Source organism: Paenibacillus sp. JDR-2 (assembly GCF_000023585.1).
Classification (GTDB): domain Bacteria; phylum Bacillota; class Bacilli; order Paenibacillales; family Paenibacillaceae; genus Pristimantibacillus.
In genome coordinates this window covers 1,034,469-1,059,337 of record NC_012914.1, presented here as the reverse complement: position 1 = coordinate 1,059,337, position 24,869 = coordinate 1,034,469, and the positions used below count along the sequence as shown (strand labels likewise).

Genomic DNA, 24,869 nt, shown 5'->3' with positions numbered 1-24,869 from the left:
AGTGACATGACCATGATTCGGAATCCTATTCTGAAGGGCTTTAACCCCGATCCTTCCATTCTTCGGGTGGGGGATGACTATTATATCGCGACTTCAACGTTCGAGTGGTATCCCGGGGTACAAATTCACCATTCCAAGGATCTGGCGAACTGGCAGGTGCTTGGCTATGCGCTGGACCGCGAGTCGCAGCTTGATTTAAAAGGCATCGAGGCATCGGGCGGCGTATGGGCGCCATGCCTTAGCTACGATGAGAATGCCAGGCTGTTCTATCTCATCTATACCATTATGCGCAGCACAACCGGCAATTTCTTTGATCTGGACAATTACGTAGTCACGGCAAATAGCGTTACGGGGCCATGGTCGGAACGTTCTTATTTGAACAGCTCCGGGTTCGATCCTTCCTTGTTCCACGATGACGACGGCCGAAAATGGCTGCTGAATCTCGAATGGGATAATCGGCTTGGTTACGAGCATCCCGGCTCTATCGTTATCCAGGAATACGATCCGGAAAGCCGCGAGCTGCTCGGCAAGCCTGTCAGCATCTTCCGCGGGGCAACCGGCATGGGCTGTCTCGAGGCGCCGCATATCTACAAGCGGAACGGCTACTATTACATGATGGCGGCGGAAGGCGGTACCGGCTTTGGCCATGGCGTCACGGTGGCCCGCTCCAAATCCCTGTTTGGTCCTTATGAACCCGATCCATGTAATCCCATTATTACGTCAGCGAAGGAGATTAACCTGAACCGGCGCGGCGTTGACGATTACTTGAAGCCGTATCAGTACAACCCCGATTCCGTACTGCAAAAGAGCGGGCACGGCTCTCTCGTTGAAACACAGGACGGCGTCCCGTACATCGCGCATCTCACGGCGAGGCCGCTCGCTTCGAATCAGCGAAGCATGCTGGGCCGGGAAACCGCCATCCAGGCCTGCGAATGGACCAAGGACGGCTGGCTCCGCCTTGCTTCCGGAGGGCAGCGGGCTGAGCTTACGGTCCAGCCTGCGGCGCTGACGCTAACTCCATGGAAGAAAGAGCCGGTAAGGGAACATTTCGACAGCGGCGAATGGAATGCGCATCTGAACTCGCTTCGCGTGCCGCTGAACGAATCGTGGGTTAGCCTGACAGCACGGCCGGGTTATATGCGTCTGAGAGGCAGAGACTCCTTGTTCTCCCTTCACGAGCAAAGCCTTATTGCCCGCCGCTTGCAATCCGTCCATGCGGTTACCGAGACCTGCGTAGAGTTCGAACCGGATAATTTCCACGAGACGGCGGGACTGACGTTATTTTACGATCAGAACATGTTTTATTATTTAAGAATTTACTACAGCGAAAGCCTGAACAGCAAATGCCTTGGCATTCTGTATGCCGACAACGGCGTTAAGGTAGAACTGCGAGAGTCCCGGATGCCGGTTGCCGGCTGGGACAAGGTTTATATGCGCGCCGTTATCGAAGGCGAAGAGCTCCGCTTCTACGGCTCCCCGGACGGCGAGGAATGGACGCAGATCGGTCCCGTTCTCGACGCAAGCAAATGCTCGGACGAATATTCGAAGTACGGCCATTTCACCGGCGCCTTCGTTGGCGTCTGCTGCCAGGATTCCTACCGGAAACGGAAATACGCGGACTTCGATTATTTCGAGTATAGAGAAACGGGTACGGAGTAGAGAGATTAGAGATAAAGAAGAAGACGCGCAGGAGAATCCTGGCGACTTCTTTTATTTTAAGTTTGCATGAGGCTTGGCAGAGCCAGCTCATAGATAAAGGGGTTGCTTCAGTCGAGAAACTCCAGTCCCGTATTTCTCAGATCCACGCGGAAAGTATAGCTGATCTCCGCATGCTTGAACATTTCCGGCCATTTCTCGTACTCAGACGGCTGAAGACGGCTGCGGAAGCGATCGCCGAAACCGAACACATCGGCTCCAAGCCGCTGCGTTTTTTCAAACATCGATTTGGCATGGGCATTCAAATCCGCTTCAAGCTCGGCGATAACCTCGGTAGCATTCTGTTTCCGTGAGCGGGAACTGTCTATAAGAGTGGTTACAAGCGAGCAATTAATTCGAATAATCGGCTTGCCGTCTTTAAAAGACGTGATTACGCGGGTATGGTTATGTACGATACGGATATCCGATTTGCTCATCAGCTCCACCTCGGAATCGTGAAACCGATGCGTAAAAATCTCGTATAAAAGCGACTCGTCTTTGTTTAGCTCCCCTACGATCTTGTCTTTCACGAAAATCGCGTTGCCGACGAGAACAAAAGAGTTCTGCTTCCCTTCGGTCAACAAAGGAATCAGATTGGTATGAAAGGGACTGTATAATTTAGAGTATACTTCCCACAGCATCGTTTTGTTTTTTCTCGGAATTCCTCCCGCGTACGTCTCGAAAAACAGCTTGGTATAAATACCCGAAAGCTCTCCCGTCGGATTCGTGTTCGTAAATATGCGCTCCATATCCCCTCTAATGACTGCAACCACGGCATCCAGCGGAACGGACCTTTCTCTTATGGCAAACTCCAAATAAGGATCAAGTCCCTCCTTGGCCAAAGACTCGTCCAGCAAAATCGCGCGCGTGGAGGAAGGGTCAAGCGCCTTAGGCAGCTTGTATTTCACTTTGCTCATCGCATCCGATACGGTCTCCCCATACTGGCTAAGCGTAAAAAAATCATCTTTCTTGTTTTCTTGCGTCCCCTTGGGCAGAGGAAACCGAAACCATACGTTTAATGAGGAATCGGTAGACTTTTCAAGCCCTATTACGCCAACCATCATCCGGTTGTCCACGTCTTTGGAATCCCAGCATCCAGACACGATGAGCATAAGCAGGCATAGCAGGATTGCCAGCCTCCATCCTAGCCTTCTTCTCCTCATATCCCTTCTTCCTTTCCGGCTCTCCGGCCATATGCCAGGGCAAGCATCCCGAGCAAAGGAAAAACAAACATAACATAAAGCCTGATGCCTATTGTTACGATGGTAATGCTCTCAATTTCCCTCCAGGAGGTGAGCATCGTTGCTGCCGTATATACGGCCAATAACGCCACTGCGTATATGACCGGTCTGTTTGCTCGAGGCATTAAAGTGCTGAACATTTCTCCTATCGCATGCATTTTCAATGCCATGATGACTAGAATGTAGAACATCGTGACGGAGACAAAGATGGCGGTCAAATTCTCAAACAAAATCCAATAGTGGGAGACGGAATCCATTTTTGAAATGAAAGGGACTGTCAAGCGCTTGCTTAAATCTCTCCCGAACGTCAGGACAGGCAAATAGATATAACCGGCGATTAAAGGCAGCGTGCACAGAATCGCAACGGTATAGCTGCTTATGGCGCTTCTTGCGGACTGCCGCGTATAAGGTCCGATAAACGATGTAATGACGAAACCCATCCACATAAAAGATCCGGCATAAAAGCGTTTGTCATAGAAGAAATCGCCGTTTGTTCTGATCCAGGGAGCACCAAGCGTCCAGTGCACATCACTTAGCCCAACAATCAGCAATAATACCGTTAACAGCAGAGTTAGCAGAAAAAATACTCTGGCTGCCCTCACGATCGGCATTATCCCTGCTAGCGCCAACGCGGCGGGGGCAATAAGCATTCCGTTCAGAAAGGAAATAGGTGTAGTGGGAAGCATGGTCATCGTAATGACCTCCGAGTACGCCCTCAGCATAATAACAAGCGCGGTAAGAAAGAACAAAAGCACGGGCAGGCAAATGAGGCATGTCCAGAATAAACCTATGGAGGCATGTATACGGCGCAGCAGCAATTCTCCGTTTAATCGGATAAGCAGCCGGCTGTATATCCACGAGCTAAAAATCGCGCACGCGACCCAGATGGTAATGGGAATCCAATAGGCTCCTTCCGTGCTGCGGACGATAAAGCTCGGATATATAAAACCGGCTGACGCACCGGAGTATAACATTTGAATAGCAAAAAATTCGTAACCGCCAATAGTCGATAGACGTTTCATGAGACACCCCTTTTGGTGCATATGGACATTATTCCAGGCTAAGTTGTCTTATTCTTTTTAGACCATAAGGATGTAAGATAAGGAGCCCCAAACGTCTCCAGGCAGCTAAGATAGAACACAAGACAAGCAAAGCAGAAGAGAATACCCAGAAGCCCGGCAATCGATGCCCCTACTACAATGAAATACTTCAAGATCCTCTGAACCAATCCCATTTGATAATCAATGACGATAAAATTCGTGATGGCCGTAGCCGCCACAACGATAATGAGCAGATTGCTGACGATATTCGCCTGGATAATCGCTTGTCCAAGCACGACGCCCCCAACCATCGTAACAGTCGAGCTTACGGTCTTGGGCAGCCGCAAGCCGGCCTCGGTAATAAAGTCAATCATGACAAGCATAAGCAGCGTCTCTATAAAAACGGGATAGGGCACGCCCTCCCGGCTTGCAGCAGCTGCCAGGCTGATCTCCAGGCGGTTCACATCTACGTTTATCGAGGTCAACGCCACATACAAAGCCGGCAGAAACAAATTGATGAACATGGCAAGAAAGCGCAAGGTAAGTAGAAATTGAGTGACGAACGGATTAACGTACTTATCTTCAGGCGAATGCCAAAAATCGGTATACACCGAAGGGACGCTTAAGGCGAACGGAGAACCGTCAATCATAATAATGGCTTTGCCCTTAAGCAGATCCATGGAGACGCGGTCGGGCCTTTCGGTAGAGATTGCCAAGGGGAATAAATGCAGCCTTTTTTTCGACATCAGCAGGTTTACAATCTGAACGCTGTCCTGAATCGCATCCGTCCGAATATTAGCAATCCTTTCTTTAAGCTGCCCCAGCAGATCAGCGTCGATTGCACCCTCATAATAAAATAGCGCGACACGGGTATAGCTGGCCGTTCCGACTATCGTTTCCCACATTTTCAGCTTAGAAGAATGAATTTGTTGTCTGATCAAGGCGGTATTGACATCCAGATCCTCTATAAAGGCATTCATCGGGCCTTGAAGAACATTCTCGGTAATCGGAGTTCCGACACCTCTTTGCTGGTTCTCCGAAAGCTGCAAAATCAGACCCGTCGAAGAAACCCGTTTGCACAAAACGGCATACCCGTTGCAGATGGCTGCTTCGCAACGCTGAAATTCTCCCTCGGTTAATCCGGTTCCGCTATATCGGGTAAGCCGGGCGGTTAGATTCCCTCCGCTATCTTCTCCCAGCAAGAAATCCAGCTTTTGCGAAGAGCATAACGATTGGAAATAGCACAAATACAATTCGTCTTTTTCCAACGCTCCGATTAATACCGTTCGGAAATCAACGGAATCCGCAAAGGCTCCTTTTAACAGCTCCAGCAAAGGTTCCGTATCAGGCAACTCGTTCAGACCATAAACGGATGAAAAAAGATCGGGCATAAGGACGTCCTCCTTGCATTCCTGATTATGGATATACCGATTATTCTTACCACAATATTCTGTTCCATGTATGGCCGCAAAGCTAAACATGAGTTAAAAAAGAGAGCATCCCGCATGGATGCTCTCTTTTAAAAAGACTTAAATCAGTTCGGAAGCTTGCAGAAGCCTTTGAATAATAGTTGCAACCTCTGCCCTGGTGATAAATGCCTTCGGCGCAAGCTCAGCGGCACTTCGCCCTGTAACAAGGCCTGCTTGTATGCTGTCTGCAGCGCCGCCGATAGCCCAGTCGGATACATTTGACGCGTCTCCAAACGGGTAGAGTATTGCGGCTTCCGATTGATCGGACAGTGTTGCCTTTAGTCCGGTAATCGCCATCGCTCTGGAGAGCATTGTCATGGCCTCTTCACGAGTAATCCTGTCGTTCGGCCGGAAGGTTCCGTCCTCAAATCCGTTAATCAGCTGATAGACGTATGCCGTGTTGATCGCGCTGCTGAACCAATCCGACGCATTCACGTCAGAAAATGCCGATGAACGGTTTTCCGGCTTCAATCCCAATCCGCGTACAAGAATGGCCGCAAACTCGGCTCTGGTGATGTCGCGGTCAGGACTGAACAGACCGTCGCCGGTTCCATTGATAACCATCCTTGATCCCATATCGTTTATAGCGGCTTTCGCCCAATGATTCGCGACATCAAGGAATTCGAGCGGATGCCAGACGATGGAATAGGTGCTATTGGTTAAGCTGTTGATTTGAGCGTAATACATGCCATCGATGAGTACGATTTTAGTAGGTACATGGCGAACCGTTCCATCCGGCTCAACAACGACGCCTGTCGTAATCTTGCTCGGATCAACTCCGGCCGGGATGGGGAGGGTTCTTTCCACATAGACGTTGAATTTCGAGATTTCAATACTTTCATTTCCATACGTGGCTTTGATCGTAAAGCCCACCGGCGGAACCACTAGCGTAAACATGCCATTTGCTGCCGCGTTCTCTACAACCTTCAAAGTATCCGCCGTTGGCGAAGCGATTTCGATTTGCACTTTGATGTCTTGCAGGGAGACCGTATTGCCCCATTTATCCGCAATAGCGCCGATTTGTATTTGCTGCGCGGGAATCGTATACGTCGCTTGATCCGTTTTGATCACAACCACAGCTTGCTTGTTTTCCATGCTTTTAACCATTTGACCGTTGAGCTCGCCAATGACGATATCCGACTTCGAATTAACCGGAATCGTGATAACGGCGCCTTGCCCTTCCGCCGCTAGTTTATCCTCCAGCTTTTTCTGGTCTACTGAAATCGTTATGACGTTCTGGTCGTTACGCTTGCTTGTTGTGGCTGTCCCCGCATTTTCCACTTTCCCGTTAATAAGCACGTCTACACTATTATTGACTGTATTTGGTGTCGTTGGAACAGTAGGCGATGATGATTTCGGCACGACGGGATTGGACTCCGCAGAGGATACGCTTACTCCCGCTGCATTAATCGCTTTAACCGTAAAGGTATAGCTTGTACCGTTGCTTAAACCGGTAACGACAATCGTGCTTGATGTTCCGGATACAACCACATTCCCCGGAACTACCGTCACTTCATATCGTGTAATCGGACTTCCGCCGTCGTCAGCGGGAGCCGTGAAGGTAAGGGTAACTTGTCCATCCCCCGCTGTCGCTGTCACATTTGTAGGTGCTGCCGGAGCGATTGCCGGAGTTGCGCTTGCCTCATTCGACTTAGCACCCAAACCGCCTGCGTTGCCGGCCTTTACCACAAAATAATAGGTTGTTCCGTTTACTAGATCCTCAACGTTGTAGGTAGATGCAGTAACAGTTGCAACTTCGTCATCCGTGTATTGGCCTGAAGCCGTCGCCATATAAATGTTGTAATACGTCGCTCCAGCTACCGTACTCCAATTTAGAGTAACTTGACGGTTGCCTCCGACAGCATTCAGTTCCTGCGGATTAGCAGGAGCATCCGGCAGGTTGACGGATTGCGTGACCGTAAAGGTTACAGGCGTCATGAGATCCGCCGATACGGTAACCGTTGCCGAATAAGTACCTGCTGCCAAGCCGTCTTTCGCCTGGATCGTAAAGCTCGTCGATTCGCTGCTGTTCAAGGAAGAAGCCGGCTGCGTGATCGTATAATCGTTAGGATTCGTACCGCTAATCGTTACAGTCAGGTTCGTCAACTGACCTGTGCCCGTATTCGTTACGGAAATCGGTTTTGTCTCTTGAGTACCCGTTGCATACCCCTCAGCAAGTGCCGTTAACGTTTGATTCGATATAGCAGCAATCGTGTAGACAGGTGCTTCGGTAACCGTAATCGTCGCGGTACCTTTTTTACTGCTATCGACCGTTGAAGTTGCCGTGATCGTATAATCGCCAGGCGCGGCATCTGCTGCGACCGTTACTTTACCCGTGCCGTCTACGGTCACTTTGTGACTGGCATCATTGCTCGTCCACGTAACCGCGGTCGCCGCTCCGCCAACCGTATCCACTGTTGCCGCGAGCTGCTTGCTGCTTCCTTGCTCTACGCTTGCAGTGTTCGGGCTTACGCTTACGCCGATTACCGCAGGCGCTGCGGTAACGGTAATGGTCGCTGTGCCTTTTTTACTGCTATCGACCGTTGACGTTGCCGTGATCGTATAATCGCCAGGCGCGGCATCCGCTGCGACGGTTACTTTTCCCGTGCCGTCTACGGTCACTTTGTGACTAGCGTCATTGCTCGTCCACGTAACCGTGGTCGCTGCTCCGCCAACCGTATCCACTGTTGCCGCGAGCTGTTTGCTGCTTCCTTGCTCCACGCTTGCAGTGTCAGGACTCACGCTTACGCTGTTGACAGCCGGTGCCGCTGTAACGGTAATCGTCGCAGTACCTTTTTTACTGCTGTCTACCGTTGACGTTGCCGTGATCGTATAATCGCCAGGCGCGGCATCCGCTGTGACCGTCACTTTACCCGTGCCGTCTACGGTCACTTTGTGACTGGCGTCATTGCTCGTCCACGTAACCGTGGTCACCGCTCCGCCAACCGTATCCACTGTTGCCGCGAGCTGTTTGCTGCTGCCTTGCTCTACGCTTGCAGTATTCGGGCTTACGCTCACTCCGATTACCGCAGGCGCTGCGGTTACGGTAATCGTCGCTGTGCCTTTTTTGCTGCTGTCTACCGTTGACGTTGCCGTGATCGTGTAATCGCCAGGCGTTGCATCTGCTGCGACGGTTACTTTACCCGTGCCGTCTACGGTTACTTTATTGCTGGCGTCATTGCTCGTCCACGTAACCGTGGTCGCCGCTCCGCCAACCGCATCCACTGTTGCCGCGAGCTGCTTGCTGCTGCCTTGCTCTACGCTTGCAGTGTCAGGACTCACGCTTACGCTGTTGACAGCCGGTGCCGCTGTAACGGTAATCGTCGCAGTACCTTTTTTACTGCTGTCTACCGTTGACGTTGCCGTGATCGTGTAATCGCCAGGCGTTGCATCTGCTGCGACCGTCACTTTACCCGTGCTGTCTACGGTCACTTTGTGACTAGCATCATTGTTCGTCCACGTAACCGTGGTCGCCGCTCCGCCAACCGCATCAACCGTTGCCGCGAGCTGTTTGCTGCTGCCTTGCTCTACGCTTGCAGTGTCAGGACTCACGCTTACGCTGTTGACAGCCGGTGCCGCGGTAACGGTAATCGTCGCGGTCCCTTTTTTACTGCTGTCTACCGTTGACGTTGCCGTGATCGTGTAATCGCCAGGCGTTGCATCTGCTGCGACCGTCACTTTACCCGTGCTGTCTACGGTCACTTTGTGACTAGCATCATTGCTCGTCCACGTAACCGTGGTCGCCGCTCCGCCAACCGCATCAACCGTTGCCGCGAGCTGTTTGCTGCTGCCTTGCTCTACGCTTGCAGTGTCAGGACTAACGCTTACGCTGTTGACAGCCGGTGCCGCGGTAACGGTAATCGTCGCGGTCCCTTTTTTACTGCTATCGACCGTTGAAGTTGCCGTGATCGTATAATCGCCAGGCGTTGCATCTGCTGCGACGGTTACTTTACCCGTGCTGTCTACGGTCACTTTGTGACTGGCGTCATTGCTCGTCCACGTAACCGTGGTCGCTGCTCCGCCAACCGTATCAACCGTTGCCGCGAGCTGCTTGCTGCTGCCTTGCTCTACGCTTGCAGTATTCGGGCTTACGCTCACTCCGATTACCGCAGGTGCTGCGGTAACGGTAATCGTCGCTGTGCCTTTTTTGCTGCTATCGACCGTTGACGTTGCCGTGATCGTATAATCGCCAGGCGTTGCATCTGCTGCGACGATTACTTTACCCGTGCCGTCTACGGTCACTTTGTGACTGACGTCATTGCTCGTCCACGTAACCGTGGTCGCCGCTCCGCCAACCGTATCCACTGTTGCCGCGAGCTGTTTGCTGCTTCCTTGCTCTACGCTTGCAGTATTCGGGCTTACGCTCACTCCGATTACCGCAGGCGCTGCGGTTACGGTAATCGTCGCTGTGCCTTTTTTGCTGCTGTCTACCGTTGACGTTGCCGTGATCGTGTAATCGCCAGGCGCGGCATCCGCTGTGACCGTCACTTTACCCGTGCCGTCTACGGTCACTTTGTGACTGGCGTCATTGCTCGTCCACGTAACCGTGGTCGCCGCTCCGCCAACCGTATCCACTGTTGCCGCGAGCTGCTTGCTGCTGCCTTGCTCTACGCTTGCAGTATTCGGGCTTACGCTCACCCCGATTACCGCTGGTGCTGCGGTAACGGTAATCGTCGCGATCCCTTTTTTGCTGCTGTCTACCGTTGACGTTGCCGTGATCGTATAATCGCCAGGCGTTGCATCTGCTGCGACGGTCACTTTACCCGTGCCGTCTACGGTCACTTTGTGACTGACGTCATTGCTCGTCCACGTAACCGTGGTCGCCGCTCCGCCAACCGTATCCACTGTTGCCGCGAGCTGTTTGCTGCTGCCTTGCTCTACGCTTGCAGTGTCAGGACTCACGCTTACGCTGTTGACAGCCGGTACCGGCGGGTTTGCCGTCCAGTTCGCATAAAGCGTTACGTTGCCTGTCCCCATCATAAAATCCGTGCCGGGGGCATAGTCCGTACCGCTTCCGTCCGCCTCCGTATTCCACCCTGCGAACGTAAAATCTGTCCTAGCCAGGCTTCCCGTATTGCCGAGCACGGTTACCAGCTCTCCTTGTTCATATAGCCCATTGTCGGCCGGCAAACTTCCCGATGTCGCCCCGTTACCGCTATAAGTTACAGTGTAAGTCGTTACCGGCAATAGATCGGTTTGCATGATTGTTCCGGATAAACCAACCGTCATATACGTGCCTTTTGCGTAGACGCTGCCATATAGCCCTTTAGAAGTGCCGCTTGCTTGGCTAAGCCAGTTTAGTCCGTCGCTGCTGGAGATTCGCATCGTGCCAAGGTTGCCTGACGCCACGTACATACCGTTTCCGTACATAACGTTCCTCAGAGTATCATAAGTGCCGCTTGCTAGGCTTGACCAGCTTGCTCCGTCGCTTGAGATCGCAATCGCTCCGCTGGTACCTACTGCCACATAGACGCCATTACCGAACGTTACCCCATACAACGTATTCGTAGTGTTGCTCGTCTGAAGCGTCCAATTCACCCCATTGCTCGAGGTCACAATTACGCCAAGGCTTCCCACCGCCACATACACGCCGTTCCCGTAAGTAACGCTATATAGAGGATTCGAAGTGCCGCTCGTTTGACTTGTCCAGTTCACTCCATCACTAGAGGTTACAATTGTTCCATTATTTCCCGCCGCGACGTATACACCGTTTCCGAAAGTAACGCCATTTAAAGCATTCGTAGTGCCGCTTGTTTGGCCGGCCCAGCTTATTCCGTTGCTGGAGGTCATAATGACTCCGCCATTGCCCACCGTCACATACTTGCTATTTCCAAAAGCGACACCATTCAGGGCATTCGTCGTGCCGCTTGCTTGGCTCGTCCAGCTTGTACCGTTGCCGGAGGTCATAATTATTCCATTCCCCACCGCCACATAGCCGCTGTTTCCGTAAATAACGCTCGTTAAGTTATTCGTAATGGGGCTTGTCCGGTTCGTCCAGCTCGTTCCGTTTCCTGAGGTGACGATTATTCCTCCTCCTCCCACCGCCATATACATACTGTTTACGTAGGAGATTCCATTCAGAACATTCGTCGTACTTGTCGTTCGGCTTGCCCAGCTCGATCCGTTGCTGGAGGCCAAAATTTTATTACTGATATAATCAGTTGCCATAAACGTTCCATTCCCGTAAGTAACATTATATAAAGTGCTCGTAGTACCACTCGTTCGACTGGTCCAGCTTGTTCCGTTGGTGGAAGTCAGAATCGTTCCTCCTCCCCCCACCGTCACAAACGTGCTGTTTCCGTAAGTGACGCCGTTTAGAGCATCCGTAACGCCACTCGTTCGGCTCGTCCAGCTTGTTCCGTTGGTGGAAGTCACAATCTTTCCTTTATTCCCTACCGCGATAAAAATGCTGTTTCCGTAAATGACGCTATTTAGACTTTCGGTAACACCGCTCGTCCGGTTCGACCAGCTTGTTCCATTGGCTGACGTCACAATTGCTCCACCTGTGCCGACAGCCACAAACAGGCCATTTCCGTAGATAATGCCGCCCAGAACATTCGAAGTAATGCCCGATCGGTCCGTCCAGTTCACGCCGTTGCTGGAAGTTAGAATCGTTCCTCCTCCCCCCACCGTCACAAACATGCCGTTTCCGTAGGCGATACTATAGAGCGTATTTATGGTTCCGCTTGCTCGGCTCGTCCAGTTCACTCCGTCGCTTGATGTCACAATTGTTCCGGACTCTCCAACTGCCGCATAAATGCCGTTTCCGTAGGCGGAGCCATACAGGTTGCTACTCGTAGGCACCGGATTGCGAGCATTCCACCCGCCAAGAGAATTTGCAAGAGCATATTGAGGAAGATTTGCTGCAACTAAAAATAATACCATGACTAGCGATATCCCACGTTTCATCATTGCTTTCTTCTCACTCGCCTTCATGCTGATGTACACTGCTAGGACATTATAACTAGAACAATGTTGCAAAATTGTTGCAAAACAAAAAGGAACCCGCATCGAACCGCAGGTTCCTTCATTTATTAGGTATCAATCCGTTATGCCGCGAAGCAAAGCGGTAAGCCTAACGCCAGGCAAAGCTCCCAGCTCGGTATTAATCAAATCGGCATATGCTTCATAGTAGGCGGCCGCGCTTGCGGTTCCGCCAGTGCGATGGTGCAGCTTCAGCGCCGCTTCGCGCAACGATTCGTCGTAAGGCTCATGTTCGACCAGCAGGTCGGCCAGTCTAAGCGCCTTGAACGGTTCTGCATCGGTTTTCTCGTAATAGATAAGCAGCTTTTTCCCCAAATGCAGAAAATACTGGCGATATTGCTTGCGGTATGGCTCGCACCAGGCACTGTCGAACTCTTGCAGGAACGGTTGACTGCAGCGATGAAACAACTGCTCGACATGGGACACGTTATCCGTGTCCGGTTCGACGCCGTCCAGCACAAAAAGCTCCAGTTCCGCCGCATCCACAGTTGGCGCTTCATCGGACAAAACCAGCCTGTAGCCGTTCCTTACAGAAGCTAGAGTCATTCCCGCGCCGTAATCACGCAGCGTCTTGTTGATCCTGCTAACCGTGCTGCGAAGGTTGATACCCGCCTTCTCCTCGTTCAAAGCCGGCCACAGTGCTTCGAACAATTCCCATTTACTGATTTCCTTCTCCAAAGTCTGCAGAAGCATGTAAGCGAGCAGTTCCGCGCATTTGGATGTTACCCAGCGAATCGGGTCCGGGCTATCTTCCAAACGCAGCGCGAACTTGCCGAACAGCTCAACGTTAACCATCCGTTGTCCGCCGCTGCTGACAGCTCCGCGATGCTGCCGTCTTTTTTCGATCCGTTCCAGCGAACGCTGCAAATCCTCTTCCATAACCGGCTTCAGCAAATAATCGAGCGCATTCACCCGGAACGCATCGATTGCGTATTGATTGTAAGCGGTAATGAAAACAACCTCCGTGTCGAGCTTGTCCGCATAAACCTGCTGCGCAATCTCCAGTCCGCTTAGCTCCGGCATTTCAATATCAAGAAACAATACATCAGGCTGCAGCGCCTTTGCCATCCCAAGCGCCTCGTGAGGATTCACGCAGCGGCCCAATACCTTTACGCCGGCATTGACCAGCATTCGGTCTATTTGCTCCGCAACCAGCCGCTCGTCGTCTACGACTATGGCTCTCATCATCTTGCCTCATCCCCCTCTCCGTCAAGTTCAACCACCTGCATTCGAAAGGGAATTCTAAAGGCAACGGTTGTGCCTTTGCCCTGAACGCTCTCGATTCTTAGGCCTTGCCCGAATTCGTTTATCAGTCGTTTATGCACGTTGATCAGCCCGATGCTTCCGCCCATCCGCTCTGTTTTGAACATTCGATCCAGCTGATCCGGGTTCATGCCGACCCCATCATCCTGAACAGAGATCTGCAAGCCATACTGGACAAGCTTAGCCCGAATGACTACATTGCCTCCCGATAGCCGCTTCATTACGCCATGCCGAATCGCATTTTCCACCAGGGGCTGCAAGATCAGCGCCGGAACCAGCGTCTCCGTTGGAGCACCTACCTCCCATTCCACATGAAGGCGTTCTCCGAAACGGGCCTGCTCCAGCTCGACATAGGATTTGGTCAGAGACAGCTCCCGGTTTAGGCTTACCTTGGCATGACGGGGGTCAAGATCAAAGCTAAGCCTCAAATAGTTACTGAATTCGCCAAGCAGTTTGCCTGCCCGCGCGCCATCGCTGTAGCATAATGAAATAATGCCGCTTAAGGCGTTGTAGACAAAATGCGGCTTGATCTGCGATTGCAGAAACAGCGTCTCCATGCGAATGGCCTGCTCGACGGCTTCCTTCATTTGCAGCAGCGTTTGCACCCGAGCCAGCAGTTCCTTGCCGCTGAACGGCTTTACTAGAAAATCATTGGCTCCCGCCTCGAAGCCCAGCGCGATATCAGCCGGCGAATTGCGCACCGTCAACAGCAACACGGGCAGTTGGTAGAGTGGGTTCTCCTCCCGGATGCGCCTGCACACTTCATACCCTGAAAGCCCGGGCATCATTACGTCGAGCAGGACAAGCGACAGTTCGCCGCGATGCTGCTTAATCAACTTGAGCGCGTCTTCTCCATTGTATGCTACAAAGACGTGATAGCGGCTAGAAGGAAACAACTCCTGCAGCACTTTGATGTTGGAGGAATCGTCATCCACCAATAAAATCTTTACCTCGCCGGTTCCCTCTTCCGTATAAAGCGGGGTTCCCGACTTCGTCAGCAAGCTAGCCTCGGGCAGCTGCTGCTCGAGACCGACAGCGGCCTCTGCCCGGACTTTCTCCAATTCCCTATGCGTTTCCGCAGCCTCCGGCAGCCGCAGCTCGAATACGGACCCCTTCCCTGGCTCCGACCATTGCAGTTCCAGATCGCCGCCCATTTGTACCGCCAGCGCTTTCGATATTTTCAGACCTAGACCGGAAGATTGAAACGCCGAAACCGCCGGCTCCGCTTCTGCTTGGTACAGATCAACCTTGAAAAGCTCCCGTTGCCGTTCCTTGCTCATTCCGGCGCCGGTATCGGCAAACGTCAAACGAAGCCAGCCCTCTCGCGACTCTGCGGCCACCGCTACGCTTCCCCGTTCCGTAAACTTTAACGCATTGCCCAGCAGATTCACGAGAATCTGCTTCATTCGATTTTCATCGGTGAACAGAAAGAAGGTTCCTGGAGGCACCTGATTAATCAGCTGTATCTGATCGTTCCTCCGTAAATATTTCAGCGATTCTAGCGTCGCCTGCACCGTTCCGCTCATATCGAAGAATCGGTTGTGGAACGTCAGGTTGCCTTGCTGCAAGCTTTGAAAATCGATAATATCGTTCACCAGCGCAGACAGGCGGGTCGCCTGGGCGATAATAAAGCTCAAATTTTCACGATGTCGCTGCGCTATCTCTTCGCCATTTTGGTCAATTACCACCTGCGCCAGATTAATAATACCGTGCAGCGGCGTCTTGAATTCATGGGACGTATGAATGAGAAACTCATCCTTCTGGCGGTCGTACGCAATCAGCTGCCCAGCCAATCTCTCGTTGCGCAGATACGCCTCGCGAGCCCGGTCCGACATGAGGAACGACTGCGACAGCACGAGAAGCAGCGGCGTTACGATCATATAATACGGATTGTCGAGCGCCAGCTGATAGCGCGTCTGGGCATAGACCCAGCTAATGATTAGGAAAAATAAACCCATTAAAATATAGTAAACTTGAACGCCGCCATTCCGATAACGGAAAATCCAGCGAATAATGAAAGCGAAAGCGGTGATATGCAGAATAATTCCCAACCAAATAATATCAGCTAAATACTCGTTCGGAATGCCCGCCAATAAGGCCAGGGAAACGTAAAAAAACCGGCTAAGCCACTTATATTCCAAGCTTCTCTCATAGCCCAGGTACAAATAGACATAGAGGGCAAACGAGAAGATGGAGACATAAGGCAGGATGAACAGCATCTTCTGCAATAACAAGAAGGAGATCCCGGGGAACAGGGTCGCCACGACGATTTCGTTATCGAAGCTGAAAAACAACCCTAATGACAAGCAGAATAAGCTGAAATAAGCCAGATAAGGGTCCTTCTCCCATTGCTTGAACATCCCTGCGAAATAGATCCCGAATACCAGAAGCGTGGTAATGACAACCATATCCGCGAGCCTTGAATTATCTCGCCTGGCCAATACATCCTCCGTTAACCCGAACTCCGGCGCTTGCACCAAGCCACCCTCCAGATAACGATAGCTGGCGATCTGAATAATGATGTCGATGGTGCCCGAATCCGCTTTAATTGTACCGAAAAACGGAAGGTTGCTGGGGACAAATCGCACTGGGGACAAACCGGGCTTTCCGGTGCCGCCGAGGTCCGAGCCGTTCATATAGATATGGCTGGACATGCGAATCTTTTTGCCTCTAAGGCTATAAAAATCAGGATCGCTAACCTTTATATGCAGACGGTACGTACCCGCACCGTAACCGCTGCTTGCGGAATCGACACCCTTCCAGCCTCCGGGGACATGAACGATTCGGCGATCCGCTTCCAGTGCTTTTCCATTGGTGTTGAAATCCTGGGGAGTCAGCAGCTTGTTCTCATAAAACTCCCATTCTCCCCGTAGCGGCACAATCCCTTGATTGGCAAAATCCCATTGTCTGGCATCCAGCACTCCTCCTCGCGCTTCCGGGTACTGAAACGTAGGTTTTACCCATCCATAAATAAAAAGTGAAGTAACAATGGTGAAAACAACAATCATGCCGACCAATACCGTTAAATGTTTTCTTCCTGTACCCGTTTCCCGCTCCGTCCTCATATTCTCACCCGATAATTTATTGTTTGTAGCTATATTCGTTAAAGTAGAACTCATGTCCTTTTTCTGGAACGTAGTAGAGACTAATTGCATAGTAATCAAGCAACACAAAAAAAGCCCAAGCAATAGATACTTGGACTTTGAGAAAAATAATTTATTTAAGCGAATGTTGCCCTGACTTATTTTCGAACCATCCACACAACGCACTCCACGTGGCTCGTCCACGGGAACATATCGACCGGCGTAACCTCTACCGTCTTATAGCCGCCGTCTTCGAGCGTGCGCAAATCTCGCGCGAGCGTGGAAGGATTACAGCTGACGTAAACCACCCGCTCCGGCTGCATCTTCAGGATCGTATCCAGCAGCGCCGGGTCGCAGCCCTTGCGCGGCGGGTCCACGACAATGACGTCGGGGATAATCCCCTCCTCGCGCCAGCGAGGGATGACAACTTCCGCAGGGCCTGCCTCAAACGAGGCGTTGCTGATGCCGTTCAGCTCCGCATTACGCTTCGCATCCTCGATAGCCTCCGGCACAATCTCTACGCCGTAGACTCGGCCAGCCTTCCGTGCAAGGAACAAAGAGATCGTCCCGATGCCGCAATAGGCATCAATAACGGACTCCTTGCCTGTAAGCTGCGCATAATCAACGGCTGTCCGGTAGAGCTCTATCGTCTGCGACGGGTTCACCTGATAGAATGAACGCGCCGAGATCGCGAACCGGATACCGTCAAGCTCGTCATAGATCACCTCGCTGCCCCATAACACCTTCGTCTCATCGCCAAAGATGACATTCGTATCGCGAGTATTTACGTTCTGCACGATGCTTTTTACTTCCGGCAACGCCGCGCGGATTCGCTCCACCCACAACTCGGCTTGCGGAAGCTTGCGTCCGTTGGTCACTAGCACGACCATAATCTCGCCGCTCACAAAGCCTGTCCGCGTCATTACATGGCGGAGCAGCCCTTTGCCGCTCTCCTCATCATACGCCGATACGCCAAGCTCCCTGCCGATGGCCTTCACAATCCGGACAACCTCATCGTTGCGGTCATGCTGAATATGGCATTGATCCGTATCGATAATGCGATGGCTGCCCTTGGCGTAAAAGCCTGCAATCAGCTCGCCGGCACCCGCTGAAGCCCCGACCGGCACCTGCGCCTTATTGCGGTAGCGCCACGGATCGTTCATCCCTACCGTTGGATGAACGGTAATCCCGGATGCCTCCTCGCCTTCGCCAGCAATCTGCAGCTTCCCGATCCGCTCGAGCGCATCCACGACATGCTGCCGCTTCCAGTTCAGCTGCGCGGCATAGTCCATATGCTGCAGCTGGCAGCCGCCGCATTTGTCGTAAATGCCGCATACCGGAACTACGCGGTCCGCGCTTGCATCCAGCAGCTCTTGAAGGCGCGCGTAGCCGTACGCTTTTTTTACCTTCATTACTTTCGCCCGTACACGCTCGCCTGGCAGCGCCCCTTGAATGAACAAGGTATAGCCGTCCGCCCGGCCAACCCCTTCACCGTCATGGGTCAGACCGATAATGTCGACAACAACCTCATCGTTTTTTTGCACCGGCGCATCCACGGCAGCCTGCGAAGGAGCTCTTCCCGCTCCCCCGCTCTTCCGGCCGCCTTGCGTATGGCCTTTTCTATTTGAACCCGCATTACGCGTATGATTTCTATTCATCATTGCTCTCCGCTTCCTCATCTATTATCCCTATAGTGTAATGCATCCGCATAAAGAAATAAACCTCTGGCAGCAAGCACCAGGCCTGCTATTAGAGGTTTATTCCAATTGCTATCAGCGATTGCGATAGGAAGCCGCGCCATGCTCATCGGCAAAAATCTGCAGATGCGACGGCAGCACCGAAAACGTAAACGGCAGCGTCCCTCCGTATTCACCATCCAGGTTAATCTGCACATAACTTGGTGAAGTGACCTTCATCTTATTCGTACGGAAATGAATCACATGCGAATCGTTCAGATGCTCGCCCCGGAGCGCCAGCGTAGCAATCCGGATAAATTCAGCCAGATTGCATCTCCTGAGAAGCACGACGTCAAACAGCCCGTCATCCGGCTTCGCGTCCGGCGCCAGCTTCTCGAATCCGCCAACCGAATTGCTGTTGCAGATCAGGAAAAGCATAAATTCCTCGTGGAATTTGCCTACCCCTTCTGCTTCAATCACAAGCTCCGTTGGGCTTAAGCGGGTCATCTTCTCTAAGCCTTTCAAATAATACGCCAGCTGCCCGATCATCGTCTTCAGCTTAATCGGTACATCATAGGTCAGTTCGGTCAGCGAGCCGCCCCCCGCAATATTAATGAAATAACGCTCATTGGCTTGACCGACGTCAATCGGCCGCGTGTAATTCTGGATAATCAGATCGCACGCGTATTCCCAATGCTTCGGGATGCCCATCGCGCGGGCGAAATCATTCGTTGTTCCCAGCGGCAAAATGCCAAGAGGCGGCCGGTTTGGCTTATTCGCCATCCCGTTAATAACCTCGTAGATGGTCCCGTCGCCGCCTGCCGCGATAATCAGATCATAATCCCGCTCCGCTGCATCCGCTGCGGCGATCGTTGCATCTCCCGCTCCAATCGTCGCATGGCAGCTGGTCTCGATTCCTGCCTGGTCCAGCTTCTGGAGAATATCCGGGAGACGACGCTTCATCTCTTCTCTTCCCGATGTCGGGTTGTAAATCAATCTTGCACGCTTCATCGATTAACCCACCATTTCTTTCAAAAAACGGTCACTTACCTCTCCTGAAGCCAAGCCGTCATACGCCGCTCCAGCCACCGTTCAATAGCCGGATGAGGCAGCATAGCCTGCCCGTTGTACCGGTAATCCAGACCCTGCAACCGCGATGGAATGACCGTATTCGTAAAATAACCCTTGCTCAAAAATAGAGGAACGACGATTACCGCTTCACTTGGTCTCTCCTCTTGCAAAGCTCTCAAATGAGCCGCCGCCTGATCGGGCAGCAGCATCGCCGTAGCGGAGTGGGCAAAGCCGCCCAGCTTCCGCAGCCGTTCCGCGAGCTGGTTCAGACCGTGCTGCCAGCGTTCATGGAAAACCTTTTCCCGGCTTCCATGCGCAATGAGCATAACCGTCTCTGCTTCCGGCTGGATAGACAGCTGCTTAATATTCGACAGCAGCAGCTCCGCAATATCGGGATCGTCATCAATCGGCATGCCGTAATGAACCTTGGCGTTAACCCTGAAGATGCCAAGATCGCCTTCAAGCTCGGCCACCGGCGGCAGGCCAAACGCCTGCCCGATCTCATCGACATGCGTGCTGCCGGACGAAAGGAACAAAGGAAGCACGAATAAATCCGTTACTCCCTGCTCTTCCAGCGCATCTATGCCATCCTGAATCAAACGGCCTTCAACAATTTCGAGAAAAGAAGAATAGACCGGCACGCCTTGTAAATGAGGAGAAGCTGCCGCGGCAGCTACCGCCTCGTCAACGAGCCGAACCCATTCTGCTTCCCTCGAACCATGACTGATCACGAGAATGCCCGGCTTCATGGCACTATCTGCCTAAACGCTCTAAAGTCATTTTATACCCATCGTTACCATAATTCAAACAGCGCTTAACCCGGGAAATCGTTGCCGTGCTGGCGCCAGTCTCTGCCTCGATTTGGTTATACGTGCTGCCCTTGCCCAGCATGCGCGCAACCTCGAGACGCTGCGACAACGACTGGATTTCATTCACCGTGCACAGGTCGTCAAAAAAGATATAACATTCCTCAACGGATTTAAGGGTAAGAATCGCTTCGAATAATTGATCGATTGCTTTATCGTTCAGCTTCTTAAGCTGCATTATCATCCACTCCTCAGGGGCGTGATTACACGCACATTTCAGGCATTGTCATTAATGTCTAATGCTCACATTGTAGCTTTTTTAGGGGGTTTTTTCAAGCATTACCGTATTCACGCTTTACAGGACGGAAGAGCAGCCCGTAGGTAAATATCCGCATTATTTATATAAAATCGGGCATTCGTCCAATCGTCATGTTTGCCTATGCCATAGACTAATACCAAGAATACTTCCCTATACGGCATACGGGAGCGGACCTGCGTGCAGGCTAATCCCCCATGTGGAAGCGGACGGAGTAGGGAAGCCATTGTTCCATAAACTTTGAAAAAAAGGTTGTGATCCGCGTGAATTACCGGAACTATCCTGGCGGGGGCGGACATTCGAACCCTCACCAGTATCCGCCGCACTCGCCGCACAGCGGCCATCACCGGCGCGGCTATGTCCGTAACCAGGCCAGTCAGGGATTTAACAGCTTCCAGAATCCTCTTGGCTTCACGGACGGCGCCCCGATTCCACCTGCGCCTCCTGTCTTTTCGACGGAAGAGACTATAATACAACACGAGGAAAGCCTGCCTGTGGTCGTGCCGGCTACAGCCGCAGAATTGGTGGAGACGACAACACCGGCCAAAGCCGGCGGCTTTAACATGCCAAGCTTGACCGAGATCAAAGGCTTTGTTGACCGGATTGGCGGGCTGGATGGCATTCTGACCACGGTGGGCAAGGTTCAAAAGGTCGTATCCAGTGTGTCGCAGATGGCTCCTCTCGTCAAGGTCATTCTGGGTTCCTTCAAAAAGGACTCCGGCAGCGACGCGGTGGACGAAGATATTGAATTTGTGCCGAAGAAACGCAAACGCCGCAAAAAACCAACAAACTCCGCCGGCAGACGCCGCAAGCGGAAGCGGCAGCGCTAACCAGCAAAGCCGCACCACTGCTGGCGCGGCTTTGCTGGCGCGGCGGAAAGCCTGGGGCTTCCCGACTCTCTTTTTCAAGCTTGCTCATTTTCTACTTGCAAGTTATGATGTAGCTATATAAGCATCATGGTTCGGAGTGAAGCGCACCCCGATTGCAGCCTATTTGGCTGTGGTCGGGGTGCTTTTTTTTTCGAACCCTCTTTTATTGAAAGGAGCCTGGATCATATATGAATAAATTAAATAATCCTGCCTTGCAACAGTTTATTGAATCCTTCGAACGCGAAGCCCTGTTAAAAGGATCTTTCCGGAACAAGTTGGAACGGTCGCAGTTGTTTTTTCTCGAGCGTGTGTGGGGACCGGCATTCGGAGACAATTTCGACGGGCTGAAGGCAGAGCATCCCTTTTTGGATCATAAAGGCGGACAACGATTTTGTGATTTTGTTTACGTTAAAAACGGCATGAAGCTCGTAATTGAAATTGATGGTTTTACTACACACGCACGTGACATTTCGCCAGCAGAATTTCAAGATCATTTATCCCGGCAGAATGACCTCGTCTTGTCAGGCTGGCTGGTGCTGCGTTTCTCCGCATGGCAGGTCGAGCATCAGCCCCAGCAATGTATCGTGAAAGTGAAGCAGGCAATAGGCCACTGGTGGTCATTGACTTATCAACGAGACTTGAAACAAACAACGAATATTTGGGAAATACGTAAACAGTGGATTATACAAATGGCACTGCGGCAACAAGGGAAGATCCGGCCGGGAGATGTCGCGCAGGAATTTCAAATCAGTAACCGAACAGCCGTAGACTGGCTTCATCGCCTCGAAACCGCAAAGCTTCTTCAGAGATTACCAGCCAAGCATCGTGTTACTACATATGTATTAGCGGACTATGTTGCTTCAACATAGTCTAGTTTCACGATTCATCTGATTACTACGGCACCATCGGCAGAATGCCTCACTATTAGTGAGGCTCTCTGCCCTAATAATCTCCCTAACTCGTCTCTGCATGCTCAACAGTGAGCTTCCATGCTTATTCGTACGTTCGCCTTCACTAACTATGAGCTGAGACTCACTATTGCTTCTCTATTGCTGAGGCAGCTGCGAATCTCGGCGGAGAGCCTCACTATTAGTGAGGCTCTCTGCCCTAATAAACTCCCTAACTCGTCTCTGCATGCTCAACAGTGAGGTTCCATGCCTTTTTCGTACGTTCGCCTTCACTAACTATGAGCCTAGGCTCACTATTGCTCCACTATTGCTCAAGCAGCCATGAATCTCGGCGGAGAGCCTCACTATTAGGGAGGCTCTCCGCCCTAATAACCTCCCTAACTCGTCTCTGCATGGCTCAACAGTGAGGTTCCATGCCTTTTTCGTACGTTCACCTTCACTAACTATGAGCTTAGACTCACTATTGCTTCTCTATTGCTGAGGCAGCTACGAATCTCGGCGGAATGCCTCACTATTAGTGAGGCTCTCCGCCCTAATAACCTCACTAACTCGTCTCTGCACGCTCAACAGCGAGGTTCCATGCCTTATTCGTACGTTCGCCTTCACTAACTATGAGCTTAGACTCACTATTGCTTCTCTATTGCTGAGGCAGCTACGAATCTCGGCAGATCAACTAAAAAAGCCCGTCCAGCGGACGAGCTTTCATTCAACCTTACATAATTAAACTTACATAAATACCGTATCAATTACCCAATACACGCCTGCTGCAAACAGCGCTGTGATCGGGATAGTAATAAACCATGCGATAACGATCTTCCCGGCAAGCGACCAGCGTACGCTCGAGAAGCGTTTCGCGGAGCCTACGCCGAGAATCGAGGAAGTGATAACATGCGTTGTGCTGACAGGCAGCTCGAGCATCGTTGCCGACAGGATAACGCCCGCCGAGCCTACGTCTGCGGCAAAGCCGTTAATCGGCTCGATCTTGAAGATCTTCGTGCCCATCGTCTTAATAATCTTCCATCCGCCTATGGATGTACCAAGGGCCATCGCAAGCGCGGCCGACATTTTAACCCACAGCGGAACCTCGAAGTGATCCTGGATACCGCCAGCTACGAGCGCAAACGTAATGATACCCATCGCTTTCTGCGCGTCGTTTGTGCCATGGGAGAACGACTGGAATGCCGCTGTCAGAATCTGTCCGAACCGGAAGCCCTTGTTCACCTGATGCGGGCTTGTCCTTGCGAAGATTAGCTTTAAGATCCACATGATGATAAAACCGGCCGAAAAAGCAATCAACGGCGAGAAAATAAGCGCCTTAACAATATCGATAAACCCGTGTGCGTTAATGGCATCAAATCCCGCGCCCGAAGCTACAGCGCCGGCAAGCGAACCGATCAAAGCATGCGAGGAAGACGAAGGAATGCCGAACCACCAGGTAAGAAGGTTCCAGGCAATCGCCGATATAAGGGCGGCAATAACGATCTCTACCCCGTTAGACAGATCCGCCGGATTGGCAACGCCGCTTCCGATTTTTTTCGCAACGCCCGTAAACGTAACCGCACCGATAAAGTTCATGCACGCCGCCATAATAATGGCAACCCTTGGTTTAAGGGCACGGGTCGATACCGTCGTAGCGATTGCGTTCGCCGTATCGTGGAAACCGTTAATAAAGTCGAAACCGAGCGCAAGTATGACAACCATCCATAATGTGATTGAATCCATTTGAATTGACTCCTACTCTCCGTGTAAGCTTAGCTGTTGCGCATAATGATCGATTCCAGCGTATTCGCTACGTCTTCGCAGTAGTCGGTCGTTTGCTCCAACATTTCGTAGATTTCTTTGCGTTTCATCAGTTCAATAGGGTCAGTCACATTCGTGAACAGGCTCTTGATGCTGACACGGAGCAGGTCATCCGCCTGGTTCTCCAGCTCGTTAAGCGCAATGTTAGGCTCGCGGATCGCCAGCAGTTTTTTGTCGGTAAGGAGATAGATCGCTTTCTTAATCTGGTTTGCGGAACGAAGCAGTATATCGCCAAACAGCGTTATGTACTCGTCTTTTTCCTGGATATTGTACATTTCAAAACGCGATGCGCATGCTTCAATGCCGTCAAGCACATCGTCAAGCGAACTCGTTAAAGCCATTATATCTTCCCGCTCAATGGGGGTAATGAACGTTTTGTTCAGTTCTTTCAAAATCGTATGAACGTACTGGTCGCCTCTGCTCTCATGCTCTTTCATGGTCTTAGCGAACTGAGTGACATCCGACAGGTCTGAAACACCGTTTGCGAAATATTCAATTGCGTCAACCAGTGTATCCGCCATTTCCTCAAACGTTTTAAAGAAAATATCCTTTTTCTTAAACATCGTAATCCCCTTTACCCGACTGGATGGTTAGGCATCATTTCGAAATGAGCCCACAATATCTTAACACAGTTTACTTTATATTTGT

The 24,869-nt window shown here is 51.6% G+C and carries 15 protein-coding genes; 3 read left to right on the top strand and 12 right to left on the bottom strand.

What is annotated here, in order from left to right; all coding sequences use genetic code 11:
* Positions 1–6: 6 nt before the first annotated feature.
* Positions 7–1,659, top strand: coding sequence for a glycoside hydrolase family 43 protein (locus tag PJDR2_RS04575; protein WP_015842516.1), 1,653 nt, complete (start codon positions 7–9; stop codon positions 1,657–1,659).
* 107 nt (positions 1,660–1,766) lie between these two features.
* Here PJDR2_RS04575 and PJDR2_RS04570 read toward each other — a convergent pair whose 3' ends face one another.
* The 10 genes from PJDR2_RS04570 to PJDR2_RS04520 all read right to left on the bottom strand — a co-directional run bounded on the left by PJDR2_RS04570 (position 1,767) and on the right by PJDR2_RS04520 (position 20,566).
* Complete coding sequence (locus tag PJDR2_RS04570; protein ID WP_015842515.1) at positions 1,767–2,858, bottom strand: Ger(x)C family spore germination protein; 1,092 nt, start codon at positions 2,856–2,858, stop codon at positions 1,767–1,769.
* Complete coding sequence (locus PJDR2_RS04565; protein WP_041613289.1) at positions 2,855–3,958, bottom strand: GerAB/ArcD/ProY family transporter; 1,104 nt, start codon at positions 3,956–3,958, stop codon at positions 2,855–2,857. The genes PJDR2_RS04570 and PJDR2_RS04565 overlap by 4 nt, the downstream gene beginning before the upstream one ends.
* A gap of 38 nt (positions 3,959–3,996) precedes the next feature.
* A complete protein-coding gene (locus PJDR2_RS04560; protein ID WP_015842513.1) occupies positions 3,997–5,367 on the bottom strand; it encodes a spore germination protein in 1,371 nt (456 codons plus the stop codon).
* Positions 5,368–5,505: 138 nt separating this feature from the next.
* A complete protein-coding gene (locus PJDR2_RS33065; RefSeq protein ID WP_049790019.1) occupies positions 5,506–12,330 on the bottom strand; it encodes an Ig-like domain-containing protein in 6,825 nt (2,274 codons plus the stop codon).
* Positions 12,331–12,486: 156 nt separating this feature from the next.
* A complete protein-coding gene (locus PJDR2_RS04545) occupies positions 12,487–13,617 on the bottom strand; it encodes a response regulator (protein ID WP_015842511.1) in 1,131 nt (376 codons plus the stop codon).
* On the bottom strand, positions 13,614–16,757 hold the full coding sequence (locus PJDR2_RS04540) for an ATP-binding protein (protein WP_049790018.1): 3,144 nt from the start codon (positions 16,755–16,757) through the stop codon (positions 13,614–13,616). Before PJDR2_RS04540 ends, PJDR2_RS04545 begins: the two co-directional genes overlap by 4 nt.
* 176 nt (positions 16,758–16,933) lie before the next feature.
* On the bottom strand, positions 16,934–18,436 hold the full coding sequence (gene rlmD / locus PJDR2_RS04535) for a 23S rRNA (uracil(1939)-C(5))-methyltransferase RlmD (protein ID WP_265525100.1): 1,503 nt from the start codon (positions 18,434–18,436) through the stop codon (positions 16,934–16,936).
* 111 nt (positions 18,437–18,547) lie between these two features.
* A complete protein-coding gene (locus PJDR2_RS04530) occupies positions 18,548–19,462 on the bottom strand; it encodes a diacylglycerol kinase (RefSeq protein ID WP_015842508.1) in 915 nt (304 codons plus the stop codon).
* 35 nt (positions 19,463–19,497) lie between these two features.
* Entirely contained in the window at positions 19,498–20,271 is a 774-nt protein-coding gene (locus PJDR2_RS04525) for a sirohydrochlorin chelatase (RefSeq protein WP_015842507.1), read from the bottom strand.
* Positions 20,272–20,275: 4 nt separating this feature from the next.
* On the bottom strand, positions 20,276–20,566 hold the full coding sequence (locus tag PJDR2_RS04520) for a YerC/YecD family TrpR-related protein (protein WP_015842506.1): 291 nt from the start codon (positions 20,564–20,566) through the stop codon (positions 20,276–20,278).
* 341 nt (positions 20,567–20,907) lie between these two features.
* Between PJDR2_RS04520 and PJDR2_RS31740 the strand changes: the two genes are divergently transcribed.
* Together PJDR2_RS31740 and PJDR2_RS04510 are read left to right on the top strand one after the other, a co-directional pair.
* Entirely contained in the window at positions 20,908–21,474 is a 567-nt protein-coding gene (locus PJDR2_RS31740) for a hypothetical protein (RefSeq protein WP_015842505.1), read from the top strand.
* 227 nt (positions 21,475–21,701) lie between these two features.
* Positions 21,702–22,382, top strand: coding sequence for a DUF559 domain-containing protein (locus PJDR2_RS04510; RefSeq protein WP_015842504.1), 681 nt, complete (start codon positions 21,702–21,704; stop codon positions 22,380–22,382).
* Positions 22,383–23,147: 765 nt separating this feature from the next.
* Here the strand turns inward: PJDR2_RS04510 and PJDR2_RS04505 are convergent.
* Together PJDR2_RS04505 and PJDR2_RS04500 are read right to left on the bottom strand one after the other, a co-directional pair.
* Positions 23,148–24,143, bottom strand: coding sequence for an inorganic phosphate transporter (locus PJDR2_RS04505; protein WP_015842502.1), 996 nt, complete (start codon positions 24,141–24,143; stop codon positions 23,148–23,150).
* Between the two features lie 29 nt (positions 24,144–24,172).
* Complete coding sequence (locus PJDR2_RS04500) at positions 24,173–24,784, bottom strand: DUF47 domain-containing protein (RefSeq protein WP_015842501.1); 612 nt, start codon at positions 24,782–24,784, stop codon at positions 24,173–24,175.
* Positions 24,785–24,869 lie beyond the last annotated feature (85 nt).

Bases quoted from the DNA above. Each gene is read 5' to 3' on its own strand.
- PJDR2_RS33065 (WP_049790019.1), bottom strand. From the start codon at position 12,330: ATGGTATTATTTTTAGTTGCAGCAAATCTTCCTCAATATGCTCTTGCA.
- PJDR2_RS04540 (WP_049790018.1), bottom strand. From the start codon at position 16,757: ATGAGGACGGAGCGGGAAACGGGTACAGGAAGAAAACATTTAACGGTA.
- PJDR2_RS04560 (WP_015842513.1), bottom strand. From the start codon at position 5,367: ATGCCCGATCTTTTTTCATCCGTTTATGGTCTGAACGAGTTGCCTGAT.
- PJDR2_RS04545 (WP_015842511.1), bottom strand. From the start codon at position 13,617: ATGATGAGAGCCATAGTCGTAGACGACGAGCGGCTGGTTGCGGAGCAA.
- PJDR2_RS04500 (WP_015842501.1), bottom strand. From the start codon at position 24,784: ATGTTTAAGAAAAAGGATATTTTCTTTAAAACGTTTGAGGAAATGGCG.
- PJDR2_RS04575 (WP_015842516.1), top strand. From the start codon at position 7: ATGACCATGATTCGGAATCCTATTCTGAAGGGCTTTAACCCCGATCCT.
- PJDR2_RS04520 (WP_015842506.1), bottom strand. From the start codon at position 20,566: ATGCAGCTTAAGAAGCTGAACGATAAAGCAATCGATCAATTATTCGAA.
- PJDR2_RS04525 (WP_015842507.1), bottom strand. From the start codon at position 20,271: ATGAAGCCGGGCATTCTCGTGATCAGTCATGGTTCGAGGGAAGCAGAA.
- PJDR2_RS04510 (WP_015842504.1), top strand. From the start codon at position 21,702: ATGAATAAATTAAATAATCCTGCCTTGCAACAGTTTATTGAATCCTTC.
- PJDR2_RS04530 (WP_015842508.1), bottom strand. From the start codon at position 19,462: ATGAAGCGTGCAAGATTGATTTACAACCCGACATCGGGAAGAGAAGAG.
- PJDR2_RS04565 (WP_041613289.1), bottom strand. From the start codon at position 3,958: ATGAAACGTCTATCGACTATTGGCGGTTACGAATTTTTTGCTATTCAA.
- rlmD (WP_265525100.1), bottom strand. From the start codon at position 18,436: ATGATGAATAGAAATCATACGCGTAATGCGGGTTCAAATAGAAAAGGC.
- PJDR2_RS04570 (WP_015842515.1), bottom strand. From the start codon at position 2,858: ATGAGGAGAAGAAGGCTAGGATGGAGGCTGGCAATCCTGCTATGCCTG.
- PJDR2_RS04505 (WP_015842502.1), bottom strand. From the start codon at position 24,143: ATGGATTCAATCACATTATGGATGGTTGTCATACTTGCGCTCGGTTTC.